The following is a 23,656-nucleotide window of genomic DNA, read 5'->3' on the forward strand; positions in this document are numbered from 1 at the left end:
CGGCCGGAACGCCGCAGGCGTGGAGGGAACCCAAAGCGCAGCTTTGGGCCGTCACGTTGACCGAAAGGTTAGAACTATTCTCGATGTGATGTGCCATCTTCATTCCAGTACTGCCAACTGCCTACTTCTTGGCCGTTTTCATAATAGCCTTCGGAAGCTAGCTGGCCATTTTGATGGAAATCCCGCCATAACCCGCTTTCATTGCCGTGATCATAGTTTCCGCTCGAAGCTAAAGCACCATTCTGGTGGTATGCCTCAAACCGCCCGTGCCGAATCCATTTGGAGCCGTCATCGGATAGATACCGTGAATAGCGGAATTGGATATTGCCAGAAGGATATGGGATTTCTGCGATATTCAGGTCGGCCATAGTTCTAACGTTAAGTAGACACCCTAAAAGGTGTGTTGTGCATGGTGTCGGGTGTGTTTACCCCTAAGCCGTTCGGCAGTCAGCCCTTGCTGGCGCTTGCTTTGGCAGGCTAGGCCTGGTGTTAGGCACCCTAAAAAAGTGGGTAAACACACCTTGGCGAACACCCTATCCAATTCCCCACGGCTGATGGAGCAAGTGCGTGAGCGTATCCGCGTCAAGCATTGCAGCTTGCGCACGGAAGAGGCGTATCTGGGATGGATACGCCAATTTATCCATTTTCACGTCAAGCGGCATCCGAAAGACATGGGCAAGCAGGAGGTTGAGGCGTTTTTGACACATCTGGCGGTGGCGCGGCGCGTGGCGGCAGCGACGCAATCACAGGCCAAGTCGGCGCTGTTGTTTCTTTACAAGGAAGTGCTGCGTATTGATTTACCCTGGTTGAACGATCTGGTGGCGGCCAAGCAGCCCAAGCGCTTGCCGGTCGTGTTGACGCAGCATGAGGTGGGGCAGCTATTGTCGCTGATGCAAGGTACTTGGGGTTTGCTGGCGCGATTGCTGTATGGCACGGGCATGCGGGTGATGGAAGGTCTGCGCTTGCGCGTTCAGGATATCGATTTCAATCGGCGCGAACTGGTGATCCGAGAGGGCAAGGGCTTCAAGGACAGGGTCACCATGCTGCCGGCCAGTCTGGTGCAGCCCTTGCAGCAACATTTGCTCAAGGTTCGGCAATTGCATCAGCGGGATCTGGAGGAGGGCTTCGGCGAGGTGTTCCTGCCCTATGCACTGGCGCGCAAGTATCCACAGGCAAGCCGCGCCTGGGGTTGGCAGTATGTTTTTCCTTCGGTCCGGCTCAGTGCCGATCCGCGTGATGGGGTGATCAAGCGCCATCATCTGGATGAGAAAGGCTTGCAGCGGGCGCTCAAGGTGGCTGTGCGTGCGGCCGGGCTGGTTTAGCGCGTATCGCCCCACGTGCTACGGCATTCTTTCGCCACGCATTTGCTGGAAGCGGGTTACGACATCCGCACCGTGCAGGAACTGCTGGGGCATGCCGATGTGCGCACCACGATGATCTATACCCACGTGCTGAACCGGGGCGGGCGGGGTGTGGATAGCCCGCTTGATCGCATGACACAGCATTGAACGGGCTCGCGCCCGTGCGTAGATGGGGAGGGTGGTGCGCCCGGCCGGGGTCGAACCGGCACGACAATGTCGAGGGATTTTCTTACCACTTCGGCTTTCGCCGCCACCTGATGATGTTCGTGGTCTGGACTTTGCCTTGACCATGGCTCTGGCGGTGGCCAGGCTTTAGGTCGGCGCCGTCAAGTCTCTGCACGTTCCCGAGCTGGCTCGGGCTTCGCTCAGCGTTGCCTCGCCGTGGGGCAGGGGGTTCGCTGAATTTGACGCCATTCACGCGGGCGCTTTCGCCATCCCGGTGCTCAAATTTATAAGTCCCTTGCGTCTACCAATTTCGCCACGGGCGCTCCAAGCGGCGCATTCTGCCAGATCGTTCGCGCACGCGCCACATTGCGATCGGGCTTGCTGAGCTGGCCCCGTGCCCTTGCCACCAAGGGGAGCAGGCCCTGGGGCAACGCAACAAGCGGGGCCGGTCGGCCCCGCTTGTATATCCATCGCCGCGATCAGCGGTTACGGATGGCGTTGCGTACGAACTCGCCGGCGGGCTTGAGGCTGGAAGCCGCCCAGTTGCCGCTAGAGCAAGTGCCGGTCTTCCACACCGCGCCTGAGCGGAAGTCGTCCGAGTAGTTCCAGTTGGTCCAGCTGATCTTCTTCTCCGCCAGGAAGTCCAGGTATTTCTGGGTCATGGTGAAGTTGTTGCTGCCGTCACCACTGGCGGTTTGCGAGCCCCACTCGGTGATGAACACCGGCAGCCGGGCGGCACCCTTCTTCAGCTCGTTCAGGTATTGATCCCCGTGCGATGCCGCGTAGAAGTGGAAGGTGTACATCACGTTGGAATAACGCACCGGGTCGTTGATGATGTCGTCGACCGAGCGGCCATCTGATACGCCGAACGAGCCCCAGCCGTGCGTGCCGATCAGCACCAGTGCATCCGGATCGATGGCACGGATCACCGGGATGATCTTTTCGCCGTACTCGCGGATCTTGGTCCAGCTCACGTTGTTCGGTTCGTTGGCCACGTCGTAGATGATGTTCTTCTGGTTGCCGTACTTGGTGGCAATCCGGGTGAAGAAGGTCTTGGCGCGTTCCAGGTTGTAGTTGGGATCGCCCGGATCGAGCTGGTGCCAATCCACCAGCGCATACATGCCGCGGCGGGTGGCTTCGTCGATCAGGCGTTCCACCTGCGCGGTGTAGCCGTTCGGGTCACTCTCGTAGCCGCCTTCCTGCACGTAGAGCGAGATACGCAGCACATCCGACTTCCAGTCGTTGGCCAGCGCATCGAGCGAGCCGGTGGTCAGGCAGTTACCCCAGCCGTACCACTGGATGCCGTGCGTGCTCATGCCGCGCAGTTGCACCACTTCGTTGCGCTCGTTGCACAGGTTGAGGTTGTTGGCGCAAACCTTGAGCTGGCCGTTACGTTCGGCCGGGGTGCCGCTCGGGGCCGGGGTCACCGGCGTGGGCGTGGCAGGGCTTGGCGTCGGCGTGGCAGATTGCGGGGTGGGCGTGGCCGGCTTGGGTGTCGGCGTGGCCGGCACCGGGGTGGTCGGGCCGCATTGGCTGATCTGCTTCCACACGCCCCAGTCACCCGATTGTGTCGGGTTGTCACCCTGCGTCCACCAGCGCGCTTCGTAATTGACGCCCTGATGGGTCACGCGCTGGCCGCCGGTGTAGACGCTGCCTGCATTCCAGGCGGCGTAGCAGGTGGCGGAGGCAGGCGTCGGCGTGGCCGCTTGCGGGGTCGGTGTGGCCGTTTGGGGTGTCGGTGTTGCGGGGCGCGGCGTGGCCGGGATCGGCGTGGCCGTCGGTGTGGGCGTGCCGGTGGCCGGGCCGACGGTGCTCCACAGCGTGGGGGTCGCGGCGGGGTTCCAGTTGGCGCCCACATAGGCAGTGTGGGTGACCAGCGCCTTGTAATCGACGCCGTTATAGGTGACTACTGTGCCAGCGGAATAGGTATTGCCTTCCTGCCAGGCCGGCGCCGCAAATGCGGCGCTGGCCAGCAAGGTGCAGCCAACAAGTACGGCTGCGATGGGTCTTAAGGCCCGGTTGAGTTGCTTCATTTTGTTTATCTCCTCCATCCGATTATTCGGTTTGGGTATGGCTGTGGCTTATGGATCAAAATGCGCGAACAGCTTCGCCGTCTTGAGCCATGGCAGCCATCATCAGGGGTGGCCTTGCGCTTGCCTATACGGGTTGCGATCTGGTTTCACGGTTCTCATTAAAAAACCAATAAGATCAATATCTTGTTCGGTTTGTGTGCGGCTTTTCATTTCACGGATGACGTCATGGCAGCGCCATTTTCGGGCATTGCGCGCGCGCGGCAGGCGTGGTGCGGCAGTGGCACAAGGCGCATATCTCGCCGTGATTCGCCCTGGTGGTTGGACTTGTTCTGCCGCCGCGGCTAACCTCACGCCTTTGCCCGTAGCCGCGAGAATCCACCTTGATCAACCCCAAGAACAAACCCATAGGCGTGGTCGATGACGACGAAGCGCTGCGTATCGTGGCCGATGCCGTACTGAAACTATGGGATACCGTCGACGATCTCTCCCGCCTGCGCCCGGCGCATACGCCGCACTACCATGTCACCGTGTTTGGCTCCGCGCGTATTCAGGAGAACACGCCGGCGTATCAATCCGTGAAACACCTCGCTGCCGAACTCGCCGCAATGGGATGCCGTATCGTCACCGGCGGTGGGCCCGGTTTGATGCAGGCGGCCAACGAGGGCGCGGCACAGGCGGCACCGGATAACCCCGATGCCTCGGTCGGCATCCGCGTCGATCTGGATTTCGAACAGCACGTGAATGATTTCGTCGGCCGCGCCTACGAGCACAAGACCTTCTTCTCGCGTTTGCATCACTTCGTGCAGCGCTCCAACGCCTTTATCGTCACGCCCGGCGGCATTGGTACCGCGCTGGAGCTGATGCTGGTTTGGCAGCTGTTGCAGGTGCGCAAACTCTACGACACGCCGCTGATCCTGGTCGGCGACATGTGGCACGAGATGGTCGATTGGGCGCGCCGCTACATGGTCGACAATGGCGCGGGCCTGGCAAGCCCCGTGGATATGCAGATCCCGGTGGTGGTCGATACCGTCGAGGATGCCGTGCACCTGATCCGCGAGCACCACGGCCGCTGGCAGGCCGATGGCAAGGCGTTGGGCTGAGCCGACTGCGGTCGTGCCCCTGCTCACAGATGGGGCGGGGGGCGGCTGCCCCAGCGCGTACGAAGGTACTCGGGCGTATCAGCGCGTTGTGATCGCCCGTATCTCACGACAAAGCGGAAGCAACACGCGGCACGCCGTTTCGTGTTTCACGGCGCCTCGTCCACCTTCACCCATACGGTGTAGCTGCTGGCGCGTGTGCCACTGCCGCTGACCGTGCCCACGCTGCTGGCACTGCCCGACAGCGCGCTGCTGCCCACCGGCAGCCATTCGCCCAGGCGGCCCCGCACCTCGCTATGTACGCCGCTGCTGGCGATGCTGCCATCGCGCTCGAAACGGCTGGATTCCGGATAAAGCGTGAGCATGACGTCGCCGCCCACCAGGCGCGGCTGGGCCCAGAAGCCGGTGCCGACATCCACCCAGTTGCCGCCGCGGATCGCAATCGCGTAACCGTCGCGATAACCGAAGCCGATCTCCGGATAGAAGCGGCTGCTACCCAGGCGGATGTAGGCCTGGCCGCCATCGAGCACGCGCACGCTTTGCGTGCCGCCGCTGTAGCTGTTGCTGCCCCCGCCAAACAGGCGTATCCCGGCGCCGATGCCGCGGTTGGAGATCACCACGCCATCGAGCGCCATGGCAGCCCCGCTGCGGCTCTGCCCCTGGCGTTGCTCCACGGTGACGACGAGATTTCGCTGGGCGGTGTCGAGCTGGTCGATGAGCGCCAGCACCTGTTCGTAGGTGGCGTTATCGGGGCTCTTGATGATCAGCTGGTTGTTGAAGGCCTGTATCGACGTGCTGGGCAGCGTGTCGCGCAATACCGGCGCCACCTCGTTGGCGGTGCGATGGCGCAGTTCGATCACGTCAACGCGGTCGGCCAGCACGGGCAACGACAGCAGCAGGGTCAGCAGGAAGGCAAGAGGGCGCATGGCGAGCTGTCCGGTGAGGCGGTCCTTGCAGCATACGCCGTGCCATACCGCCGCGCGGCGGTATGGTTCACACCGCGCCGATAGCCCGTCAGGCGGGCTGCCGTGCCCGGCAGGCTGCGGCGGTGAACAGGACGTCGGTGGAGCTGTTGAGCGCAGTCTCTGCCGAATCCTGCAGTACGCTGATGATGAAGCCGATGGCGACCACCTGCATCGCCACGTCGTTGCTGATGCCAAAGAGACTGCACGCCATCGGGATCAGCAGCAACGAGCCGCCGGCCACGCCCGATGTGCCGCAGGCGGCGAGGCTGGCGACCACGCAGAGCAGCAAGGCTGTCGGCAGGTCCACCGGGATGCCCAGCGTGTGCGTGGCGGCCAACGTCAGCACGCTGATGGTGATCGCGGCACCGGCCATATTGATGGTGGCACCCAGCGGAATCGAGACCGTGTAGGTGCCCTCGTCGAGCCCCAGCTTCTGCGCCAGTTCCAGGTTGACCGGAATATTGGCCGCCGAGCTGCGGGTGAAGAAGGCGGTGACGCCGCTCTCGCGCAGGCAGGTGAACACCAGCGGATAGGGATTGCGCCGCGTGACCGCATAGACGATGGCGGGGTTCACGACGAGCGCCACCGTCAGCATGGCGCCGATCAACACGGCCAGTAGATGGCTGTAGCCGATGAGGGCGGAGAACCCGGTACTCGCCACCGAATGCGCCACCAGACCGAATACGCCGATGGGCGCAAAGCGGATCACCAGGTGGACGATACGCCCGAGCGCATCGGCACCATCGGCCAGCAGCGCGCGCGTACTGTCGCTGGCGTGATGCAGCGCGATGCCGAGCGCGACCGCCCAGGCCAGGATGCCCATGTAGTTGCCGGTGGACAGCGCGTGCACCGGGTTATCGAAGATCTGGAACAGTAGCGTGCGCAGCACTTCCAGGATGCCCCCCGGCGCTCCCTGGGCGGTGGCCGGCGCGATCAGGTGCAGCGTCGAAGGAAACAGAAAACTCGCCGCCACGCCGACGATGGCGGCGGCAAACGTGCCGATCAGATAGAGCAACAGCACGCCGCGCATATGCGTGGGGGTGTTGCGCTGCTTGTTGGCAATGGAGGCAGCCACCAGCACGAACACCAATAGCGGCGCCACCGCCTTCAGCGCCGAGACGAACAGCTCTCCGAGCAGGCTGACGGACTGCCCGGCACCCGGCCAGACCTGCGCAAACAACACGCCGACGATCATGCCGATCAGGATCTGCAGCACGATGTTGCCGGCCAGCAGCCGTTGCATCAAAGCGGTGAGGGTTTTCATGGGTGCCCGCGAAAGCTGTATTCAACTGTGCATTCTCGGCGAGAACCGGGCGCGCGTCTGTGCCCGACTTCGGTACTTGTGCGGCAGGGCCGCTTCAGGATTTGACTCGCATCAACGTGTGGCGCTTCACCGCCGGGCGAGCGCCACGCCATCGACTGTCATGGTCCAGATGCCTGCTTCCGGGTGGGGCGTTACCGTAACGGTGAATGTGGTGGCAAGCGGGCCGATGCCGACGGTGAAATGATTGCCATCGAAGCCTTGCAATGGCGCATCAATGGATTTGCCGAAGTTGCCCTCGTTACGCCGGTAGGCCACGTTGCCATTCTGCCGGATGAGCAGCGTCATACCCGGGCCATGCCACCACCCCCATAGGCGGCCTTTTCCTTTGGAGCCGGCTTGCTGCAACCGGCCAGGATAGCGGCAGACAGCAAAGCGGCTGACAGAAACTGGCGCCGCATACGATGAAGCTCCAGTTGCGACGCTATGCCGCCGGCAGCAGCAGCGCCACCGCCTGTGCCTCAACCGATTCAGAGGCGCCCACATGCCCCAGCTTCTCGTAGGTCTTGGCCTTCACGTTCACCTGCTCAGGGGCAACACCGAGATCGGCCGCGATATTGGCGACCATGGCCGGGATGTGCGGCGCCATCTTGGGGCGCTGGATCAGGATGCTGGCGTCGACATTGCCGACGATCCAGCCGGTTTCGCGTACCCGGCGCACCGCCTCGCGCAGCAATACCCGGCTGTCGGCGCCGTGAAACTCCGCGGCGGTATCGGGGAAATGCCGGCCGATGTCGCCCAGTCCCGCCGCGCCGAGTACGGCATCGGTGATCGCATGCAGCAGTGCGTCGGCGTCCGAATGGCCCAGGAGGCCGAGCTCGAATTCGATCTTTACGCCACCGAGGATCAGCAAGCGATCCGGCACCAGCCGGTGCACGTCCCAGCCCTGGCCCACGCGAAACGGGAGATTCATCGTCTTATCCTTATCAATGGGTGAGCGCATCGCCCGCCTGAAGGATCAAGGCGGCCAACGCCAGATCCTGCGGATACGTGACCTTGAGGTTCCACGGGCTGCCGTGTACCAGCCGGGGCGCAAGGCCCAGCTTTTCCATGGCGCTGGCCTCGTCGGTGATGTCCGGGCCCATGCCGGTTTCCAGCGCGCCGGCAAGATCGGCCAGACGGAACATCTGCGGCGTCTGCGCCTGCCACAGGCCGCCGCGCGGATGCGTGTGCGCAATGGTCTGATCGGGTGCGGCGAACTTGAGCGTATCGGCCACCGGGACCGCCAGGATGCCGCCGACGGCATCACCTAGCAGCGTGTCGATCAGCTTGCGCACGAGCTGTGGAGCAAGGCAGGGGCGCGCGGCATCATGCACCAGCACCCAGCTATCGGCCGGGATCTGCGTCGACAATGCTTGCAAGCCGTTCAACACCGACTCGGCACGGCTGGCGCCGCCGACGCGCAGCACCTGCAGTGTCGGGAAGGCCGACCAGTCGTAACTATCCCACCAGGCATCATCGGGCGAGAGCACTACGACGATGCGCGCGAGCTCCTCCACACGGGACAGCGCGGCCAGCGTATGCCAGATCAGCGGTTTGCCCAGCAGGTCGAGATATTGCTTGGGCGTGTCCGAACCCATACGGCTGCCGCTGCCGGCGGCCGGAAGCAGGGCGACGCAGCTCACGCGGCGTTCTCCGGCCGGGGCTCGTACTGCCGCCACAGGCAATCGCCCTTGACCGCCTTGTCGAGCTCGGCGAGGTAGCTTTCGTGCGCGGCGGCTTCCTCGGCGCTAGCCTGCAATACCTTGAGCGGCTTTCTCGCGGCGCGGCGCGACAGATCGGCGGCGCTGGCGCCATTGCCGGCGGCATCGACGTGGAAATCGATCAGCAGGCTGTCCTGCCCGCGCGTCATCGCCAGGTAGACCTCGGACAACAGCTCGCAGTCGATCAGTGCGCCATGCAGCGTACGGCCGCTGCGGTCGATCTCGAAGCGATCGCACAGCGCGTCGAGGCTATTTCGCTTGCCTGGGAACATATCCTTGGCTTCGCGCAGCGTATCGATGATGCCCGAGACGTAATCGGTGATCTTGCCGCGGCCGACACGTTCCAGCTCCATATTGAGGTAACCGACGTCGAACGGCGCGTTGTGGATGATCAGCTCGGCGCCATCGACGAAGGTCAGGAAGTCATCGACGATGTCGGCGAACTTGGGCTTATCGGCCAAAAATTCGGTGGTCAGCCCGTGCACATTGAGCGCGCCTTCCTCGGAGTCGCGCCCCGGGTTGATGTAGCGGTGCAGGTGGCGATCGGGCGCGGAAAGCTTGCGGTCTATCATCTCGACCGCGGCGATTTCCAGGATGCGGTTGCCGTCTTCGACCCTGAGGCCGGTGGTTTCGGTATCGAGAATGATCTGGCGCATGGGTGGGACCGGTGGAGCAAAGCGCAGATTATCGCCCGCGCGCCGCAACTGGCAAAGCGCGGGTTTCCGGCCCGGCCGGGCGCCACGCCGCGTACTGCCATAAAGTCCCCATCTATCAGCAAGATACGCTGCGCCACAGCGAGCGGAGGGCAGGCGTGTCTATCTCCGGCAGCTAGCAAGGGCAGCGCTCAATGCGAGGGAAGTGCAGAGCGGTGCTCTTGCGCGCACGAGCGGTTTGGCCGCTTGGGGTCAGAGCGCTTGGGGCTAGCGCCCCAGTGCCGCGTCTACGCCGCGATTGGCGAGCTGATCGGCACGTTCGTTGAATTCATGGCCGGCGTGGCCTTTCACCCAGCGCCAGGTGACCTGATGCTTGGCCACTTCGGTATCCAGCCTTTGCCACAGGTCGGCGTTCTTCACTGGCTTCTTGTCGGCCGTTTTCCAGCCATTGCGCTTCCAGTTGTGAATCCAGGTTTCGATGCCGTTCTTCACGTACTGCGAATCGGTGAACAGCGTCAGCGCGCACGGGCGCTTGAGCGCGGCCAGCGCCTCGATCACCGCCAGTAACTCCATACGGTTGTTGGTGGTGTCGCGCTCGCCGCCGAACAGCTCCTTCTCCTGCAGCGTGTCGCCACTGCGGTAGCGCATCAGCGCGCCCCAGCCGCCGGGGCCGGGATTGCCCTTGCAGGCGCCGTCGGTGTAGATCTCGAGTGTGGTCATGGTGTTCCAGGATATCGCCGTCGCTATGAGGGCGGGGCAAAACGGGCACAGAGTATATCGGCTGGCGCCGCAGAGGGTGAGTGCAGCGACGGGCGCAATCAGGCCGGGCTGTCGGATGGGGCGAACTCGCCCGTGTGCCCTCGGTCGCACCTACTCCATCCTCGCAAGGAGAGCACCATGCCTGTCACCTGGATCCTGGCTGCGGATTCGAGCCGCGCCCATATCTACGAGATGGACCTACAGCATCATGCCACCGAGGTCCAATGCTTCTTGCACGAACAGGCGCAGAATCGCGAACTCAATTCGGATGCGTATGGGCGCTACCGGGGCGGCGGACCGGGGCGGGCCGGTCATACCGCGCAGCCGGCGGTCGATGCCATGGAGCACGAGGCCCAGCGATTTTCCAAGGAGCTGGGGCAATACCTGGAGAAAGCGTTGCATGAACATCGCTACGACAAGCTCAAGGTGGTGGCGTCGCCCCGGTTCCTGGGCTTGATGCGCCAGCAGCTCAGCCGATCAGCGCAGGCGTTGATCGACGAGGAATTGCCCAAGGATGTATCCAAACTCGGCGCGCGCGAGATTGCGCAATATTTCGAAACGCATGCGCTGCACTAGGCGTCGTGTCGATTCAGCCCAGGGGCAGTCCCTTGACGTATGCTGGCGCCCAACGCCGTTATGGTCGAGGTCCACATGAAATTGCCCGCCGTTTTGATGTTCCTGCTGCTTGGCACGCCCAGTTGGGCGGCGCCGTTCTGCCCCTGGAAAGTGCCGGGCGAGGCCAGGACTGAGCGCTACATCAATCTGACCGTGGTGCAGTACGTCGAGGTGGGTGACGAATCGGTCCGCATAGTCTTCGGTGGCGGCAATCTGGGCAGTGGCCACGATGTGGTTTTGCTGGTCAAGAATCGCGATGAGGGGCGGCAGCTCCTGGCCAATCTGGAGGCGGCCGCCAGGCGCTGTGACGGCGCCCTCAAATGAGCGCGTGGCGCATCCGGTAGTTGTGCAGCGCCACGCCCTCTCGCACCAGTTGCTGGCGTGCTTGCACCGTGAAGCCATGATGGCTGAAGCAGGGGCGGGCCGTTTCACTGACGTCAGACCATAGCACCGGGCAGCCTTGCTCCTTGGCGCGTTCGAGTACCGCGCGCATCAGCGCGCTGCCCACGCCGCATCCGGCGTGCGCTGGCGCAACGTAGAGGAAATCGACATAGCCATCGTCGCGCAACGAGGCGAAGCCCGCGACCATGCCATTTCGTTCGGCCACCCAGGTGGTCAGGCCGGCCAGCCGCTGGGCCCAGGCAGTTGTGTCGTAGTCGGCAGGTGCCCAGGCGGCGCATTGCTCGGGTGTGTAGTCGCGGGAGGCCAGACCGTGGACCGACGCGTGCAACACCTGGCGCAGCGTGGCGGCGTCGCCTTCGCGCGCTTGCCGCAGCGTGAGGTTCACGGCTTGCACTTATCCTTGGCGGCCTGCAGCTTGATCTTCTCGACCGCCGATGCCGCTGCGGCCTTGGAAGGTGAAACCCGGCGCCATTGCGGTTCGATGATGCGCATGCCGGCCACGCGCTTGACCACGTCGAGGCAATACACACCGCCGGCGGCCGGCCACCAGCGATCGCCGGCGGTTTCCAGGAAGCGGGTCCGCTCCAGCCAGCCGTGGCGCTGCACCGGCGGGCGATAGCAGAGGAAGTCGCTGCTGCGCGCCTCCAGCCCCAGCAGCGACAGCCAGTCCTTGAGCCGGGGCTGCGCGACGAAGTGCCCATCCCACGGTTGCCCGCCATTGCGTTTGAGGCGCTTGAGCCCCCACAGGCTCCACGGATTGAAACCTGTGATCAAGAGCCGCCCTTCGGGTACCAGTACGCGTTCCACTTCGCGCAGCACCTGGTGCGGATCGGCGCAGAAATCGAGCACGTGGGGCAGGGCGACGAGGTCCAGGCTCTGGCTGGAAAAAGGCAGCGCCTCGGGGGTGCAGCGGATGTTGCAACCGCCTGCCGCGCCGGCCAAGCCGCGCCAGGGCATGCGATTGGTCCTGAGACAGTCGAGCTCGGGCAGCTCCAGCTGGATGGCCTTGTAGCCAAAGATGTCCTGCGCCACACGGCCGTACCAGTTCGCCTCTTCGGCCGCGAGATAAGTACCTAGCGGCGTGGCGAGCCAGTCGGCAAAATGACGGAACGGGGTGGCGCTGCTGCTATCGGGAGATGTCATGCTGCAACTCGAAGCCTTGCCGATACTGGAAGACAATTATATCTGGGTTTTGCACGATGGCCGGCAGGCGCTGGCGGTCGATCCCGGTCGCGGTGAGCCCTTGCTGGCCTGGCTGCACGCTCGCGGGCTGACGCTGGAAGCGGTGCTCATTACCCACCACCACTGGGACCATGTGGAGGGACTGCCGGTTCTGCTGGCAACGCAACCCGGTTTGACCATTTATGGCCCCGCCAGCGTCGCGGTGGTGAACCAGCCGCTGGCCGGGGGCGAAACCATCGCGGTGCTGGGGCTGTCGTTCACGGTGCTGCCAGTGCCGGGGCATACACTCGATCACCTGGCCTACTACGGCGCGCCGTGGTTGTTCTGCGGCGACACGCTGTTCGGTGCCGGGTGCGGGCGGCTGTTCGAGGGGACACCGGCGCAGATGCATGCCTCGCTATCCAGCCTCGCCGCGCTGCCAGGCGAGACGCTGGTGTGCTGTACCCATGAATACACGCTGATCAATCTGCGCTTCGCGCGCGAGGTCGATCCCGACAATGCGGCGCTGGCGGACCGTTGGCGGCGCGATGTAGCGCGGCGCGAGCGCGGTGAGCCCACCTTGCCCGGCTCCATCACCGAAGAGCGGGCCACCAATCCATTTTTGCGCGCGTGCGAAGCTGCGCTGCAGACGGTGACCGGCACTCCCGGCGATGCGCTCGCCACCTTTGCCGCGCTCAGGGCGCGTCGTAACGGTTTTCGCTAGCCGTACGTTCATGACGGGGGAATGGCGATGGCCCGTCCGTCCGCGCTACGACGGGGCATGGCTTGCTTACGTTGACATGGCATACCCGGCCCCGGCACCATCGCAGCCTTGTTTCCGCTTCCCTTCGTGCGCGCACCCATGAAATTCCGTCTTCTCGCCGCGTGCCTGCTGCTTTCCGCCTTTGCATCGGCCAATGATCCCGCCGAGCTCTCCGACACCGATTTGCTGGTCGAGCCCGCTGACCCCATGGTCACCGAATATCTGTTCGGCGATTCGAACCGGGCCCAGTACCCCAGTCTGTGGGAGCGCATGCGCAACGGTTTCACCATGAACGATCTCGACAGCCCGCTGGTCGAGAAATGGGAAAATTACTACGCCAGCCGTCCGGAATACCTGAACCGCATCGTCGAGCGCGGTTCGCGCTACCTCTATCACGTGGTCGCGCAGGTGGAAAAACGCGGCATGCCGATGGAAGTGGCGCTACTGCCGATGATCGAATCGGCGTACAACCCCAAGGCGGTGTCGGTGGTCGGCGCCGGCGGCATGTGGCAGTTCATGCCGGCAACGGGCAAGCATTACGGGCTGGAGCGTACCTGGTGGTATGACGGTCGCCGCGATGTGATTGCCGCGACCGATGCCGCGCTCGATTACCTGCAGGTGCTGTACGGCATGTTCGGCGACTGGGAGCTGGCGCTGGCTTCATACAATTGGGGCGAGGGGGCTGTGGGCCGCGCGCTGGAGAAGAACCGCACAGCCGGCCTGCCGCTCACCTTCTCCGATATCCGCAAGCCGGTGGAGACCGAGAATTACGTACCCAAGCTGCTGGCGGTGCGCAATATCATCGCCGACCCCGACGCATTCGGCGTGCACCTGCCGGTGCTGGACAACGACCCGTATTTCGTCGGCATCACCACGGGCCGGCACATGGACGTGCAGATCGCCGCCGAGCTCGCCGAAATTCCGGTCGACGAGCTGCTCAAGCTCAACCCGGGCTTCATCCGGCCGGTGATCGCGCACAAGGACGAACGCAAGCTGGTGCTGCCGGCAGAGAAACTGGACGTATTCCAGCGCAACCTCGCCGCTTACGACAAGCCACTGCTCAATTGGCAGCCCTATGTGACCCAGCAGGGTGAGACGTTCGGCGCATTGGCCGAGCGCCACGGCATTGCGCTCTCCGAGCTCTTGGAAATCAACGACCTCACCGGTGGTGATCGCGTGGCGCGTGGGCAGACCATCCTGGTGCCGCTGACCCCGGGCATGGACCTGCGCGAGCGCACGGCGCTGGCGGCACTCAAGGTGAACAAGGTGGCCGACCCGGTCGATACCGGTGAGCAGGATCAGCCCAAGCCGGTGCCGAAAAAGACCGACCGCTACCGTGTGCAGCGCGGCGATACGCTCTACAGCGTGGCGCAACGCTTTGGCATGAACGTCGACGAGCTGAAAGCGCTCAACCGGATGCGCAACAACCAGATCCGCGCCGGCCAGCAGCTCAAGGTGACCGGGGACGCCAAGACGGTGGTCAAGGACGGCAAGCGTACCAGCCGCAAGCAGCCCCGCACCTACACCGCCAAGCGTGGCGATACGCTCGCCGACATCGCCCGCCGTTACGACGTGGCACTGACCGATCTCAAGCGCTGGAACCCCAAGCCGCTGCGCCCCGGCATGAAGGTGGTCATCGATCCGGCGAATTGATCGATCTGCATTGGAACAAACCCGCCGATGGCGGGTTTTTCTTTGTCGGACTCGAAGTACCTGTCGTTTTGGCAGGTGTGGATCTGGTGTGTTACAAACCGGGCTTTGCTGGCACGGAGCTTTCGATGTCTTCCTGGTGGTCACGGTTGTTCAGGCATCCCGCGCAAAGGGTAGGCATTTCTCACTCGCTGTCCCTACAGCCCTTTCTTGAGTGCCATCCACCCGCGGACGATGTACGTCCCGCATCTGACGAATTGCTGGCCCGTTATCGCGGCCAGCTACCTGAACCGCTGCTCGCGCTCTGGCAGCGGGTGGGGCTGGGACGCTACGGCAATGGCCTGATCACGCTGGTCAATCCCGATGACTACAAGGACCAGCTGTATGGCTGGCTGATGTATGACGAGGAGGACCCTTCCCGGCTGCCGATTGCCGTGACGGGGTTTGGCCTGCTGATCTATTACCGGCGCTTGGGCGAGGACGCCGAGGACGTCGCTTACATCGACCCCAACCTGCGAGAAGCCGGCGTGCTGGCCTGGTCGCTCGAGGCAGCGTTCAACGAGGCGCTGTGCAGCACGGAGACGCAGGCTGAGCTGCTCGACGCTGAGCTGTTCGCCGCTGCGCTTACCCGGCTTGGGCTCTTGCGGGCAGGGCAAAGCTACTGCTTCGTCCCTGCGCTGGCACTCGGTGGCGCCAAAATGCCGGAGCAGCTCGAAATCGGCGATGCTGCGGTCCAGCTCGATTTGCTGCTGCAACTGGCCAACGGCGAATGAGCACGGCCATGAGAAGCTGGCTGCGCACCTGGGGTGCTGCTACGAAAACGACGTTGGTCTGCCTCGGCAAAGGGCTGGTCGACGCCTGCTCGCCAGGTCTGGCGTGGCGCTCGGCGTGCTGGAGCGTGGTGCTCGCCGGTCTTTGCCTGTGGGCCTATATCCATTTCAGCAAGGCGCTGGCGCTGGCATCGTTAAGCGCAGCCACGCTGTGGATAGCTGGCCTGTTGCTAGGCGGCAGCCTGACGCTCTGGGGCGCGCCGGCTGGCACTTCCGGCAGCGTGGTGGCCATGGGGCAGATGGGCGCCGCCCTGCTGCAGGTGGCGCAACTGGCCGTGCTGGTGGGCCTGGCCGCCGGCGTGGTGTTCGTGCTCGGATACGTGATCGCCGTGTCGCTCAGCGTGCGCCTGGTGGCGGTGCCGCTACTGCTGCGCCAGGCGATGGAGCGGGTGCCGCTCACACCGGTTGATAGCCCCCTGGAGCAATCCGCGAGACCGCGTTACTGGTTATGGCTTGGCGCCATCTTGATCGGTTTGTGCATCCCCGTGCTTGCCGGCCTCTTGGTGTGGGCCGGCCTTTGCTACATCAACGTGCGCAGCCTGTATGCGGCGGCGCGGCGGCAATTCCGGCGGGACGGGCTGATGCTGCCTTCCCCGAACGCCCACCAGAGCAGGGTGCTGCTGTGCCTGGGATTGCTGCTGCCCTTGGTGTTGCTGGTGCCCGTGCTCAATCTGTTGCTGCCGGCATGGCTTTGCACTTCGGTGCTGCAGGTGGCGCGTATGGGCCGAACTTTACCCCACCAGAATCAGCAGGAGCGCTGAGGCGTGCGTTGTCACTACCGGATAAGTGCAATAGTCGCTTTGGTCGCGTGCTGGGCTGTTGGGTGTGTTGCAGCTGCACCCGACGAAATCGACCGGGTGGCAGCGGCGCAACTGGCTGCGGCAATCAGGCGGGCCGCCATCCAGCAGCCGGAGTTTGCGCTGGAAACGGCGGTCGAGTCGGCCCCGCTCAAAGCGGATATCACGTGGTTTGGCGATGTATGGGATGAAGAGCGGAAAACCCGGCATCTTCCGTTGGCTCGACCAGCCGGGGTCAGTCCAGCGGAATGGCGTGCCTTACGCGCTAGCGTGAAAGAGACGGTCGCGGCGGACGGGGTTGCTCACACCAACTACGGCTTGCTTGATCTGGACGGCGACGGCGATCGTGACCTCATCATCAGATCACTCATGGACGGAACGGGCGTCTGGAACTTTGTGGATCTGGCATGGCAGCACGCTGGGCGCTTTGTGGTCTGGGTCCAGCCGGATGGAAAGCCCTTGGTCTCCTACAGCGAGCGCGGTGCGAATCAGGTGGATCTTTGGGTAAGACTACAGGGACGCAGCTATCTGGCATTTCGCGATGGCAGCCACGGTCAGGACCGGGTGTATCTCGTACGGCCGTTCGTGACCAACCGGAAGGTGCCCGTCATCACGCTGAGTTATCGTTACGTTCAAATTGTCGTGACCGATAAACAAATGCGTCACGATGTCTGGAACATACCCGAGCTTGCAGCCAGAACTACCCTGCTTGCACAGACCGTAGCCCGGCTGGAGGCGGGCACGTTGGCCAAGTGGCCGCGTCCTGGTCAGCCGGTGTGCCCCATCCCCGAAGATGTAGACCCGCAGCGCAGGGATTACTGGTTTGGTGCGGGGGCGATCTCCTCTTATCTCGATCGCGCCGCCAGCTTCCCGGTCTGGATTGACGGGGAGTGCTATGTCAGTCAGCTGGTGGATCGTTTCGGTTACTACTCGCGCCAGGGCGGCTTGTGGATGGAACTGGACTTGTTGCAGCCCGAGGTGGAAGGGATGGAAGGGTGGATGGAGTTCGAGGTGAACGCCCGGCGCCGGCTGCATGGCGTGAAGACCGGCATTGGCCGCTTCGACCTCATCCGTTAACGGCCCCGCCGACCTAGTCCAGCAAAGGCCACGGCAGCCCATCCAGCGTAAGCAAGCTCAGGCCGTCGGCATCCACACGCAGATAGCCCCCAACCCCCGCGTGCCAGTCCGGCAGCACCCAGCGCGTACCGGTGCCGACCGCGTGGCGTGCGGGCCGATGGGTGTGGCCGTGGACCAGCGCGTCGCAATGCCTCTCCCGCATCAGCTCTGCGACTGCATCCGGGTTCACGTCCATGATGTAGGCGGCCTTTCTGCGATTCATGCTGCTCGATTGGTCACGGATCTGCGCGGCTTGGCGGATGCGCCAGCGGTAGGGCAGCCGCAGCCACAGCCACTGGGTGAGCGGGTGGCGCACGATGCGGCGAAAGCGCTGGTAGCTCGCATCGTCGGTGCAGAGCGCATCGCCGTGGGTGAGCAACAGGCGCTGGCCTGCCAACGTCGCGACCGTGGGGTCGGCCAGCAGCGTCAGCCCCGCTGCGCTGGCGAAGCGATCGCTGCAGAGAAAATCTCGGTTGCCCGCCATGAAGTACACCGCTACGCCACCGTCCGCGATCGCCCCCAGTTGGCGGGCCACGTCGGCATAGAACGTCTCGTGCAACTGGTCGTCGCCGATCCAGACCTCGAACAGATCGCCCAGGATGTAGAGCGCCTCAGCTTCGCGTGCGGTATCTGCGAGAAAACGGACGAAGGCGTCCGCCGTGGCCGGGTCGGCCGGCGACAGGTGCAGGTCGGAGATAAAGAGGATGGGGCGTTGCGCGGCAGGCATGGGGCGATGTTAAAGAAAAACGCGGCATGAAGCCGCGTTTTTAACTGCGTCGAAACGCGATCAGGCCAGCACTTCGGCCTTGACGATGGACACGTCCTCGTTCGGCACGTCCTGGTGGAAGCCGCGGCTGCCGGTCTTCACGCCCTTGATCGCATCGACCACATCCTGGCCGCTCGCGACCTTGCCGAACACACAGTAGCCAAAGCCTTGCGGCGTGGGTTGCTGGAAGTTCAGGAAATCGTTGTTGGCCACGTTGATGAAGAATTGCGAGCTCGCCGAGTGCGGATCGGGCGTGCGCGCCATGGCGATGGTGTAGGCATCGTTCTTCAGGCCATTGGCGGCCTCGTTCTCGATGTTGTCGCGGGTCGGCTTTTGCTTGAGGCCGGGCTCGAAGCCGCCGCCCTGGATCATGAAGCCGTTGATCACGCGGTGGAACACGGTGCCATCGTAGTGGCCGTCGTTCACGTACTGAACGAAGTTGGCGACGGTCTTGGGCGCCTTGGCTTCATCGAGCTCCAGCACGATCTCGCCGAGGCTGGTGGTGAGCTTGACTTGGGTCATGGGTGGTTTTTCCTCTGGTTACTTGCTCTTGCTGTCTTTTTTCGGGGACTTGGCCGTTTCCTTGGCCGGCAGCTCGCGCGCGCTCTGGATCACGATCTCGTCGGCCGGCGCATCGCCCGGCATCACCTGCACCTGGCCGATCTTGTCGACCACATCCATGCCGGCGACGACCTTGCCGAATACGGTATAGCCCCAGCCGTCGAACGACGGCCAGTTCAGCGTATCGTTGTTCTTCAGGTTCACGTAGAACTGGCTGGTGGCCGAGTGCGGATCGTTGGTGCGGGCCATGGCCACGGTGCCGCGATCATTCTTCAGGCCGGCTTCGACAGTGGCCTTGGCTTCGTTCTTCACCGGCGGGCGGGTCGCTTTCTGGTTGCCCTTGGTATCGAAGCCGCCGCCCTGGATCACGAAATCGCGCACCACGCGGTGGAACACCGTGCCGTCGTAGTGCTTGTCCTTCACGTACTGCAGGAAGTTGGCAACGGTGGCCGGGGCTTTCTCCGGATAGAGCTCCAGCACGATCTTGCCCTTGTTGGTGACGAGTTCGACCTGTGGGTCGGCAGCGAGGGCGGTGCTGGCAACGAAGAGCAGAGCGGCGCAAAGCAGCGATTTCATCGACGTAGGACTCGGTATGGGGAAATGGCGGGTATCATAGCACGCACCCCCGCCGGAATCCGCGTTCCGCCAGAGATCCTCCCATGCTGAAACTGCCCACGCTCGACACTCTGATCACCGAATTCGACGTTGCCCTGCGCACGCTGGCCGCCAGCGCCAGCAGTGCCCGTCCGCACCCCGATGCCCATATTGACGACGCCGAGCTTTCAGCCGAGGACAAGGCGCACGCCGCTGGGCTGATGCGCGTGAATCATTGCGGCGAAGTGTGTGCACAGGCGCTGTATCAAGGACAGTCGCTCACGGCGCGCGATCCGGCCACGCGCGAAGCGCTGCGTGAAGCTGCGCACGAAGAGGTGGAGCATCTGGCGTGGACCGAGCGCCGTATCCGCGAACTGGGCGGCCACGTCAGCGTGCTCAACCCGCTGTGGTATGCCGGCAGTCTGGCCATTGGTGTCACCGCCGGACTGATCGGTGACAAGTGGAACCTCGGTTTTCTGGCCGAAACCGAGCGTCAGGTGGGCGCGCATCTGCAAGGCCACCTACAGACGCTGCCGGTAGAGGATGCCAAGAGCCGCGCCATTGTCAGCCAGATGCACACCGACGAGACCGAGCATGCCGAACTCGCGGTGGAGCTGGGCGCAGCCGACTTGCCCTTGCCGGTGAAATCGCTGATGCAAGCCAGCTCCAAGGTGATGACGACGCTGGCTTACCGGCTGTGATCGCCGCATGCTAGCAGGGCGCGTTTGATCTGGATCAGCAAAGCGCCGCATTCGACGGCGCTTTGTGTTTTTGCCACATGCTGGCGTGGTGGCTCGGCGGTATAACGATGGCATTGCATAGCCCCGCCCCGTTACCGCCATGTCTGACATCGCTCCCAGCCTGCGTACCCCTTCCGAAATCGTTGACTATGTGGCGCACGGCGCCGTCGACAAGGCAGCGTTGCCGTTGCCTCGCCTCGGGCTGATGGCGGTGCTGGGCGGCGTCTATATCGCGCTGGGTGGCCTGTTGGCGCTGGTGGTGGCGGGCGGCATGATCGGGCTCTCGAGCAGCGATCCGGGCCTTGTCAAACTGGTGTTCGGCGCAGTGTTCCCGCTGGGCTTCATCGCCGTAGTGCTCACCGGCGTCGATCTCTTTACCTCCAATTGCGCAACGCAGACGGTGGCTGCCTGGCGCCGCGAGATCGGCTGGGGCGATCTCGCACGGGTGTGGGGCGTGTCGTACGCCGGCAATTTTGTCGGCGCCATGCTCGCCGCGCTGTGCTTCGGTTGGCTGACCGGCATCCTGGTGCCGGGCGAACCCTGGACCGCTTACCTGATGAAACTGGCACACGGCAAGCTGTCGCACCCGTTCTGGATGACCTTTATGAAAGGCGTGCTTGCCAACCTGCTGGTGTGCCTTGCTGCGTGGCAAGGCTACAGCGCGCGCGATACGCTGGGTCGCATGGCGGCGATCTGGCTGCCGGTGATGGCCTTCGTTGCGCTGGGTCTGGAGCACAGCATCGCCAATATGTTCTTCATTCCCGCTGCCATGCTCGCCGGGCTCGATGTGAGCTGGGGCCAGTTCATCTGGGCCAACCTGGTCCCGGCGACGCTGGGCAACATCGTTGGCGGCGCCGTGGTATTCGGCCTTGCGTACGCTGTACTTTACCCAGCCAAGCAGGCGGCGGGAGCCACTCGTCCTGCGTCGGTACCGCTGGCCCATACGGCAAGACCGGTGCAGTAAGCCGCGTTGGCGCCGGCCTCGGCGACCATTAAACTATCTACTTTCCCCGCTCCAGACTTCCGATGTCCCGCACCCTCTACCTGCTACGCCACGGCCAGACCGAATACAACCGCGATCGACGACTGCAAGGCCAGTGCGATTCCCCGCTGACGGAACTGGGCATCGAGCAGGCCCGTGCCATGGGCGCCACGCTGCGCCGCGAGCTGGGCGACACCAACAGCTGGCAGGTGTGGGCCAGCCCGTTGGGCCGGGCCATGCAGACGGCCAGGTTGGTGAGCGATCAGCTCGGACTGGCGCCTGATGCCGTTCGCGCCGAGCCGCGGCTGGTGGAAGTGGGACTGGGCGATTGGGAAACGATGCACGTGCCCACCTTGCACGCCGTGCAACCGGAACTGGCCACCCGGCCGGACTGGCTGTTCTCCGCGCCCGGGGGAGAGTCCTATGCCGATGTTGCCGCCCGCGTGATGGATTTTCTCGATGACGCTGAACGGCCCGAGCGGCTGATCGTGATCGCGCACGGCATGCTCGGCCGCGTACTGCGTGGCATCTACCTCGGCCTCGAACCTGCGGCGATGTGGCAGCAGGACATGCCGCAGGATGCCTTGTTTCACCTGCATGGCGGGCAGGTTGGCCGGATCGCCTGCGTGGCCGACGAGGCAGCCAGCGCCAGCGCCTGATCTTGCCGCCACCCGGTTCAGTGCGGTCGCAGCACGATCAGCGGAATCTGCATTTCCTCCGCCGTCACCCCTGCGTGTACACCGGCCAGCTGCAGCTGTCGTTCCCCCGGCAGCGTATCGCGCAGGTTCCAGCCCGGCTTGGCAATCAAGATCACGTCGCCGCAACGCCGTGCCAGCTCCGGGTGAGGGATGCCAGGGCCGAACACACCGGCTTCGCGCAACGGACGGCTCTCGAGTGGCCAGCAGGCGTGGCCTAGATGCGTCTGCGCCAGCGCGATGAAAAGCGTGATGCACCCTGGCAGCACATGGCAATAGGCGAGCCGTGTTTCTCCGGATAGCGGCCGAGCCAGCAACGCAGCCAGCGGCGCGATGTCATCCACATCGACCCACTGCGCAGCCGGTGCGGATACGAAGCCGTGATCGGCGGTGATGACGATGGCCGTATCGTGCCGGCTGGCGTGATCCGCGAGTCGTGCGAGATGCACCTCCAGCTTGGCAAGCAGCGCCGCAGCGTCTGACGATTCCGGCCCACGTTCGTGCATCAGCGTATCGAGCTGCGGCAGGTAGAGGTAATGGAAGGCCGGCTCGGGCTGCGCCAGCCGCGCTGCCAACTGGGCGAAGGCATCGTCGAAATCGCGATAGGGCAGGCGCCCGGCTTGGCCAGCATGATGGCGGCTGCACGGTGTATCGCAGATGAAATCGGGTATCAGCAAGGTGGCCGGCCGGTCCAGGCGATCGAACAGCGGTGGAGTTACATAAAGCGAAGCAGCCAGTGCATCGGGCGTGCTGGGCGATGCCGCAGGATGGCGCACGTACAACGGCAACGGCGCGATGATCTCGTCACCATGCAGCTGGTGCCAGCCGATCAATCCATGCTCGGCCGGCGAGCGCCCGGTCAGGATCGTGGTCACGGCCGCCGCCGTGGTGGGTGGAAACACGCTGTCGATCACCGTGCGTGGCGCCGCGTGCAGCCAGCCGATCAAGCTGCGCCAGCCCCAGGCCATCGACCAGTATCATCACCACGTGGCGATGCCGACCGACGCCGTCGAGCAATGGATGGGTAAGCACTGCGTGCCCAAGCGTGGGGCCAGCGAGTTCGCGGCTCAGCGTGCTCATCAAGTTGAGCAGGCTGTTGCCGTGGTAGTTGGGCCAGTAAATATCGCTGCAGTGATCGCGTTGCGGCATTATCGTCTTGAACAGGCTGGAGTCGACACAGCTTATCCGAGTATCCATCGCGCGCAATAGTTTATCGAGCCATTACGCTTTTTGAACCGTATCTTCGATCAACCGGCTATTGCCAGCCAAGAGACTACATGATTTTCAATGACATCCATTTTCGCTGGTCTGTGCTTGTTCGATTTGCTGGTGTATTGATATTGAGCGCTGCGTGCGTGGGCAGCATATCAGGCTGCCTTTCTGATTCGGAATCGCCGCAGGAACCAGCGGAACTGGCGAGCCAGAACATGGAGGGTGCGCAATATCGCGATGCACTGGCTCAAACGATAGCTCGAGCCGATCGCATTGTGGTGACTGAGCACTCATATGAATATGATGCAATTGATGAAAACACTGGACGCTCCTTGCTCAAGGAAGAAATCGTATACCGCAGGGTGACGCTGAATGCCGCGCAGAAAAGCCACTTTCTCACAGCGATACAGGCGCTGGAGACACAGATACCGGAAGCCGTGTCCGCGTGTATTTTCGAGCCGCATCATACGATCCGGTTTTATGCGGGTGATAAATTATTGAGCCAGATGGATATTTGCTTCTTGTGTTACGAAGTGGAATGGAGTGCAAGCTCGAACATCCCTCCTGTCGCACTGGCTGACAGTCTTGCGCGATTTATCGAATCCATTGGCTTGGCACCAGAACGCGATTGGAAGCAGCTGGCGAGGCAGCTGCTGTAGTGGTCAGAGTCCGGTGTTATTGAAGAAAGAAAAAACCGGCCTTTCGGCCGGTCTTC

Annotated in this window: 28 protein-coding genes and 1 pseudogene; 14 read left to right on the forward strand and 15 right to left on the reverse strand. The window is 63.5% G+C overall.

The window, feature by feature from the left end:
* Positions 1–74: 74 nt before the first annotated feature.
* Positions 75–368, reverse strand: a complete 294-nt coding sequence (locus tag NLI84_RS08530; RefSeq protein ID WP_255989586.1) for a toxin-antitoxin system YwqK family antitoxin — start codon at positions 366–368, stop codon at positions 75–77.
* 186 nt (positions 369–554) lie between these two features.
* On the opposite strand from NLI84_RS08530, the pseudogene NLI84_RS08535 reads away from it, so the two are divergent.
* Positions 555–1,508: pseudogene (locus NLI84_RS08535) on the forward strand (integron integrase).
* 497 nt (positions 1,509–2,005) lie between these two features.
* Here the strand turns inward: NLI84_RS08535 and NLI84_RS08540 are convergent.
* The gene (locus NLI84_RS08540) at positions 2,006–3,559 is read right to left on the reverse strand and encodes a cellulase family glycosylhydrolase (RefSeq protein ID WP_255989592.1); all 1,554 of its coding nucleotides are present in this window, start codon (positions 3,557–3,559) and stop codon (positions 2,006–2,008) included.
* 380 nt (positions 3,560–3,939) lie between these two features.
* On the opposite strand from NLI84_RS08540, the gene NLI84_RS08545 reads away from it, so the two are divergent.
* Positions 3,940–4,659, forward strand: a complete 720-nt coding sequence (locus tag NLI84_RS08545; RefSeq protein WP_255989593.1) for an LOG family protein — start codon at positions 3,940–3,942, stop codon at positions 4,657–4,659.
* 146 nt (positions 4,660–4,805) lie between these two features.
* Here the strand turns inward: NLI84_RS08545 and NLI84_RS08550 are convergent, their stop codons facing one another.
* From NLI84_RS08550 to rnhA, 7 genes are all read right to left on the reverse strand, one after another.
* The gene (locus tag NLI84_RS08550; RefSeq protein WP_255989594.1) at positions 4,806–5,582 is read right to left on the reverse strand and encodes a secretin N-terminal domain-containing protein; all 777 of its coding nucleotides are present in this window, start codon (positions 5,580–5,582) and stop codon (positions 4,806–4,808) included.
* Between the two features lie 88 nt (positions 5,583–5,670).
* A complete protein-coding gene (gene sstT / locus NLI84_RS08555; RefSeq protein ID WP_255989596.1) occupies positions 5,671–6,885 on the reverse strand; it encodes a serine/threonine transporter SstT in 1,215 nt (404 codons plus the stop codon).
* A 126-nt stretch (positions 6,886–7,011) separates the two neighbouring features.
* Positions 7,012–7,230 carry a hypothetical protein gene (locus tag NLI84_RS08560; RefSeq protein ID WP_255989598.1) on the reverse strand — a complete coding sequence of 73 codons (219 nt, stop codon included), beginning with the start codon at positions 7,228–7,230 and terminating at the stop codon, positions 7,012–7,014.
* A gap of 136 nt (positions 7,231–7,366) precedes the next feature.
* On the reverse strand, positions 7,367–7,855 hold the full coding sequence (gene ispF / locus NLI84_RS08565; RefSeq protein ID WP_255989600.1) for a 2-C-methyl-D-erythritol 2,4-cyclodiphosphate synthase: 489 nt from the start codon (positions 7,853–7,855) through the stop codon (positions 7,367–7,369).
* Positions 7,856–7,868: 13 nt separating this feature from the next.
* The gene (gene ispD, locus NLI84_RS08570) at positions 7,869–8,567 is read right to left on the reverse strand and encodes a 2-C-methyl-D-erythritol 4-phosphate cytidylyltransferase (RefSeq protein WP_255989601.1); all 699 of its coding nucleotides are present in this window, start codon (positions 8,565–8,567) and stop codon (positions 7,869–7,871) included.
* Entirely contained in the window at positions 8,564–9,301 is a 738-nt protein-coding gene (gene dnaQ / locus NLI84_RS08575) for a DNA polymerase III subunit epsilon (RefSeq protein ID WP_255989603.1), read from the reverse strand. Before dnaQ ends, ispD begins: the two co-directional genes overlap by 4 nt.
* 264 nt (positions 9,302–9,565) lie before the next feature.
* A complete protein-coding gene (rnhA, locus tag NLI84_RS08580) occupies positions 9,566–10,018 on the reverse strand; it encodes a ribonuclease HI (protein WP_255989605.1) in 453 nt (150 codons plus the stop codon).
* Positions 10,019–10,195: 177 nt separating this feature from the next.
* Here rnhA and NLI84_RS08585 point away from each other — a divergent pair, with 177 nt between their 5' ends.
* Entirely contained in the window at positions 10,196–10,633 is a 438-nt protein-coding gene (locus NLI84_RS08585) for a host attachment protein (protein ID WP_255989606.1), read from the forward strand.
* Positions 10,634–10,708: 75 nt separating this feature from the next.
* A complete protein-coding gene (locus NLI84_RS08590) occupies positions 10,709–10,996 on the forward strand; it encodes a hypothetical protein (RefSeq protein ID WP_255989608.1) in 288 nt (95 codons plus the stop codon).
* On the opposite strand, the gene NLI84_RS08595 is transcribed toward NLI84_RS08590, so the two are convergent.
* Together NLI84_RS08595 and NLI84_RS08600 are read right to left on the reverse strand one after the other, a co-directional pair.
* Entirely contained in the window at positions 10,989–11,459 is a 471-nt protein-coding gene (locus tag NLI84_RS08595) for a GNAT family N-acetyltransferase (RefSeq protein WP_255989609.1), read from the reverse strand. The two genes, NLI84_RS08590 and NLI84_RS08595, sit on opposite strands and share 8 nt — an antisense overlap.
* Positions 11,456–12,217: a class I SAM-dependent methyltransferase gene (locus tag NLI84_RS08600; protein WP_255989610.1), complete on the reverse strand. Its 762-nt coding sequence runs from the start codon at positions 12,215–12,217 to the stop codon at positions 11,456–11,458. Before NLI84_RS08600 ends, NLI84_RS08595 begins: the two co-directional genes overlap by 4 nt.
* Between NLI84_RS08600 and gloB the strand changes: the two genes are divergently transcribed.
* The 5 genes from gloB (at position 12,216) to NLI84_RS08625 (ending at position 17,352) form a co-directional block, all read left to right on the forward strand.
* Positions 12,216–12,959: a hydroxyacylglutathione hydrolase gene (gene gloB, locus NLI84_RS08605; protein WP_255989611.1), complete on the forward strand. Its 744-nt coding sequence runs from the start codon at positions 12,216–12,218 to the stop codon at positions 12,957–12,959. The two genes, NLI84_RS08600 and gloB, sit on opposite strands and share 2 nt — an antisense overlap.
* Before the next feature lie 138 nt (positions 12,960–13,097).
* Positions 13,098–14,651 carry a lytic transglycosylase gene (locus NLI84_RS08610; RefSeq protein WP_255989612.1) on the forward strand — a complete coding sequence of 518 codons (1,554 nt, stop codon included), beginning with the start codon at positions 13,098–13,100 and terminating at the stop codon, positions 14,649–14,651.
* Positions 14,652–14,776: 125 nt separating this feature from the next.
* Positions 14,777–15,421, forward strand: a complete 645-nt coding sequence (locus tag NLI84_RS08615) for a GAD-like domain-containing protein (RefSeq protein ID WP_255989721.1) — start codon at positions 14,777–14,779, stop codon at positions 15,419–15,421.
* Positions 15,422–15,429: 8 nt separating this feature from the next.
* The gene (locus NLI84_RS08620) at positions 15,430–16,239 is read left to right on the forward strand and encodes a hypothetical protein (RefSeq protein ID WP_255989613.1); all 810 of its coding nucleotides are present in this window, start codon (positions 15,430–15,432) and stop codon (positions 16,237–16,239) included.
* Positions 16,240–16,335: 96 nt separating this feature from the next.
* Positions 16,336–17,352 carry a hypothetical protein gene (locus NLI84_RS08625; protein ID WP_255989619.1) on the forward strand — a complete coding sequence of 339 codons (1,017 nt, stop codon included), beginning with the start codon at positions 16,336–16,338 and terminating at the stop codon, positions 17,350–17,352.
* 13 nt (positions 17,353–17,365) lie between these two features.
* Here the strand turns inward: NLI84_RS08625 and NLI84_RS08630 are convergent, their stop codons facing one another.
* The 3 genes from NLI84_RS08630 to NLI84_RS08640 are packed head-to-tail and all read right to left on the reverse strand — an operon-like array spanning position 17,366 to position 19,294.
* The gene (locus tag NLI84_RS08630) at positions 17,366–18,118 is read right to left on the reverse strand and encodes a UDP-2,3-diacylglucosamine diphosphatase (RefSeq protein ID WP_255989621.1); all 753 of its coding nucleotides are present in this window, start codon (positions 18,116–18,118) and stop codon (positions 17,366–17,368) included.
* A 60-nt stretch (positions 18,119–18,178) separates the two neighbouring features.
* Positions 18,179–18,679: a peptidylprolyl isomerase gene (locus NLI84_RS08635; protein ID WP_255989622.1), complete on the reverse strand. Its 501-nt coding sequence runs from the start codon at positions 18,677–18,679 to the stop codon at positions 18,179–18,181.
* 18 nt (positions 18,680–18,697) lie between these two features.
* Positions 18,698–19,294 (reverse strand): peptidylprolyl isomerase, encoded by a 597-nt coding sequence (locus tag NLI84_RS08640; protein ID WP_255989624.1) that lies wholly within the window; start codon positions 19,292–19,294, stop codon positions 18,698–18,700.
* A gap of 83 nt (positions 19,295–19,377) precedes the next feature.
* On the opposite strand from NLI84_RS08640, the gene coq7 reads away from it, so the two are divergent.
* The 3 genes from coq7 to NLI84_RS08655 all read left to right on the forward strand — a co-directional run bounded on the left by coq7 (position 19,378) and on the right by NLI84_RS08655 (position 21,693).
* Complete coding sequence (gene coq7 / locus NLI84_RS08645) at positions 19,378–20,013, forward strand: 2-polyprenyl-3-methyl-6-methoxy-1,4-benzoquinone monooxygenase (RefSeq protein WP_255989625.1); 636 nt, start codon at positions 19,378–19,380, stop codon at positions 20,011–20,013.
* Between the two features lie 139 nt (positions 20,014–20,152).
* Entirely contained in the window at positions 20,153–21,016 is an 864-nt protein-coding gene (locus tag NLI84_RS08650) for a formate/nitrite transporter family protein (RefSeq protein WP_255989626.1), read from the forward strand.
* A gap of 62 nt (positions 21,017–21,078) precedes the next feature.
* Positions 21,079–21,693 carry a histidine phosphatase family protein gene (locus tag NLI84_RS08655; protein WP_255989628.1) on the forward strand — a complete coding sequence of 205 codons (615 nt, stop codon included), beginning with the start codon at positions 21,079–21,081 and terminating at the stop codon, positions 21,691–21,693.
* A gap of 17 nt (positions 21,694–21,710) precedes the next feature.
* On the opposite strand, the gene NLI84_RS08660 is transcribed toward NLI84_RS08655, so the two are convergent.
* Entirely contained in the window at positions 21,711–22,604 is an 894-nt protein-coding gene (locus NLI84_RS08660) for an alkaline phosphatase family protein (RefSeq protein WP_255989629.1), read from the reverse strand.
* Between NLI84_RS08660 and NLI84_RS08665 the strand changes: the two genes are divergently transcribed.
* Positions 22,597–22,938: a hypothetical protein gene (locus NLI84_RS08665; RefSeq protein WP_255989630.1), complete on the forward strand. Its 342-nt coding sequence runs from the start codon at positions 22,597–22,599 to the stop codon at positions 22,936–22,938. The genes NLI84_RS08660 and NLI84_RS08665 overlap by 8 nt on opposite strands.
* Before the next feature lie 68 nt (positions 22,939–23,006).
* Positions 23,007–23,600 (forward strand): hypothetical protein, encoded by a 594-nt coding sequence (locus NLI84_RS08670; protein WP_255989631.1) that lies wholly within the window; start codon positions 23,007–23,009, stop codon positions 23,598–23,600.
* Positions 23,601–23,656: the final 56 nt, after the last annotated feature.

It is taken from the genome of Chitinolyticbacter albus (assembly GCF_024437655.1).
Lineage (GTDB): Bacteria > Pseudomonadota > Gammaproteobacteria > Burkholderiales > Chitinibacteraceae > Chitinolyticbacter > Chitinolyticbacter albus.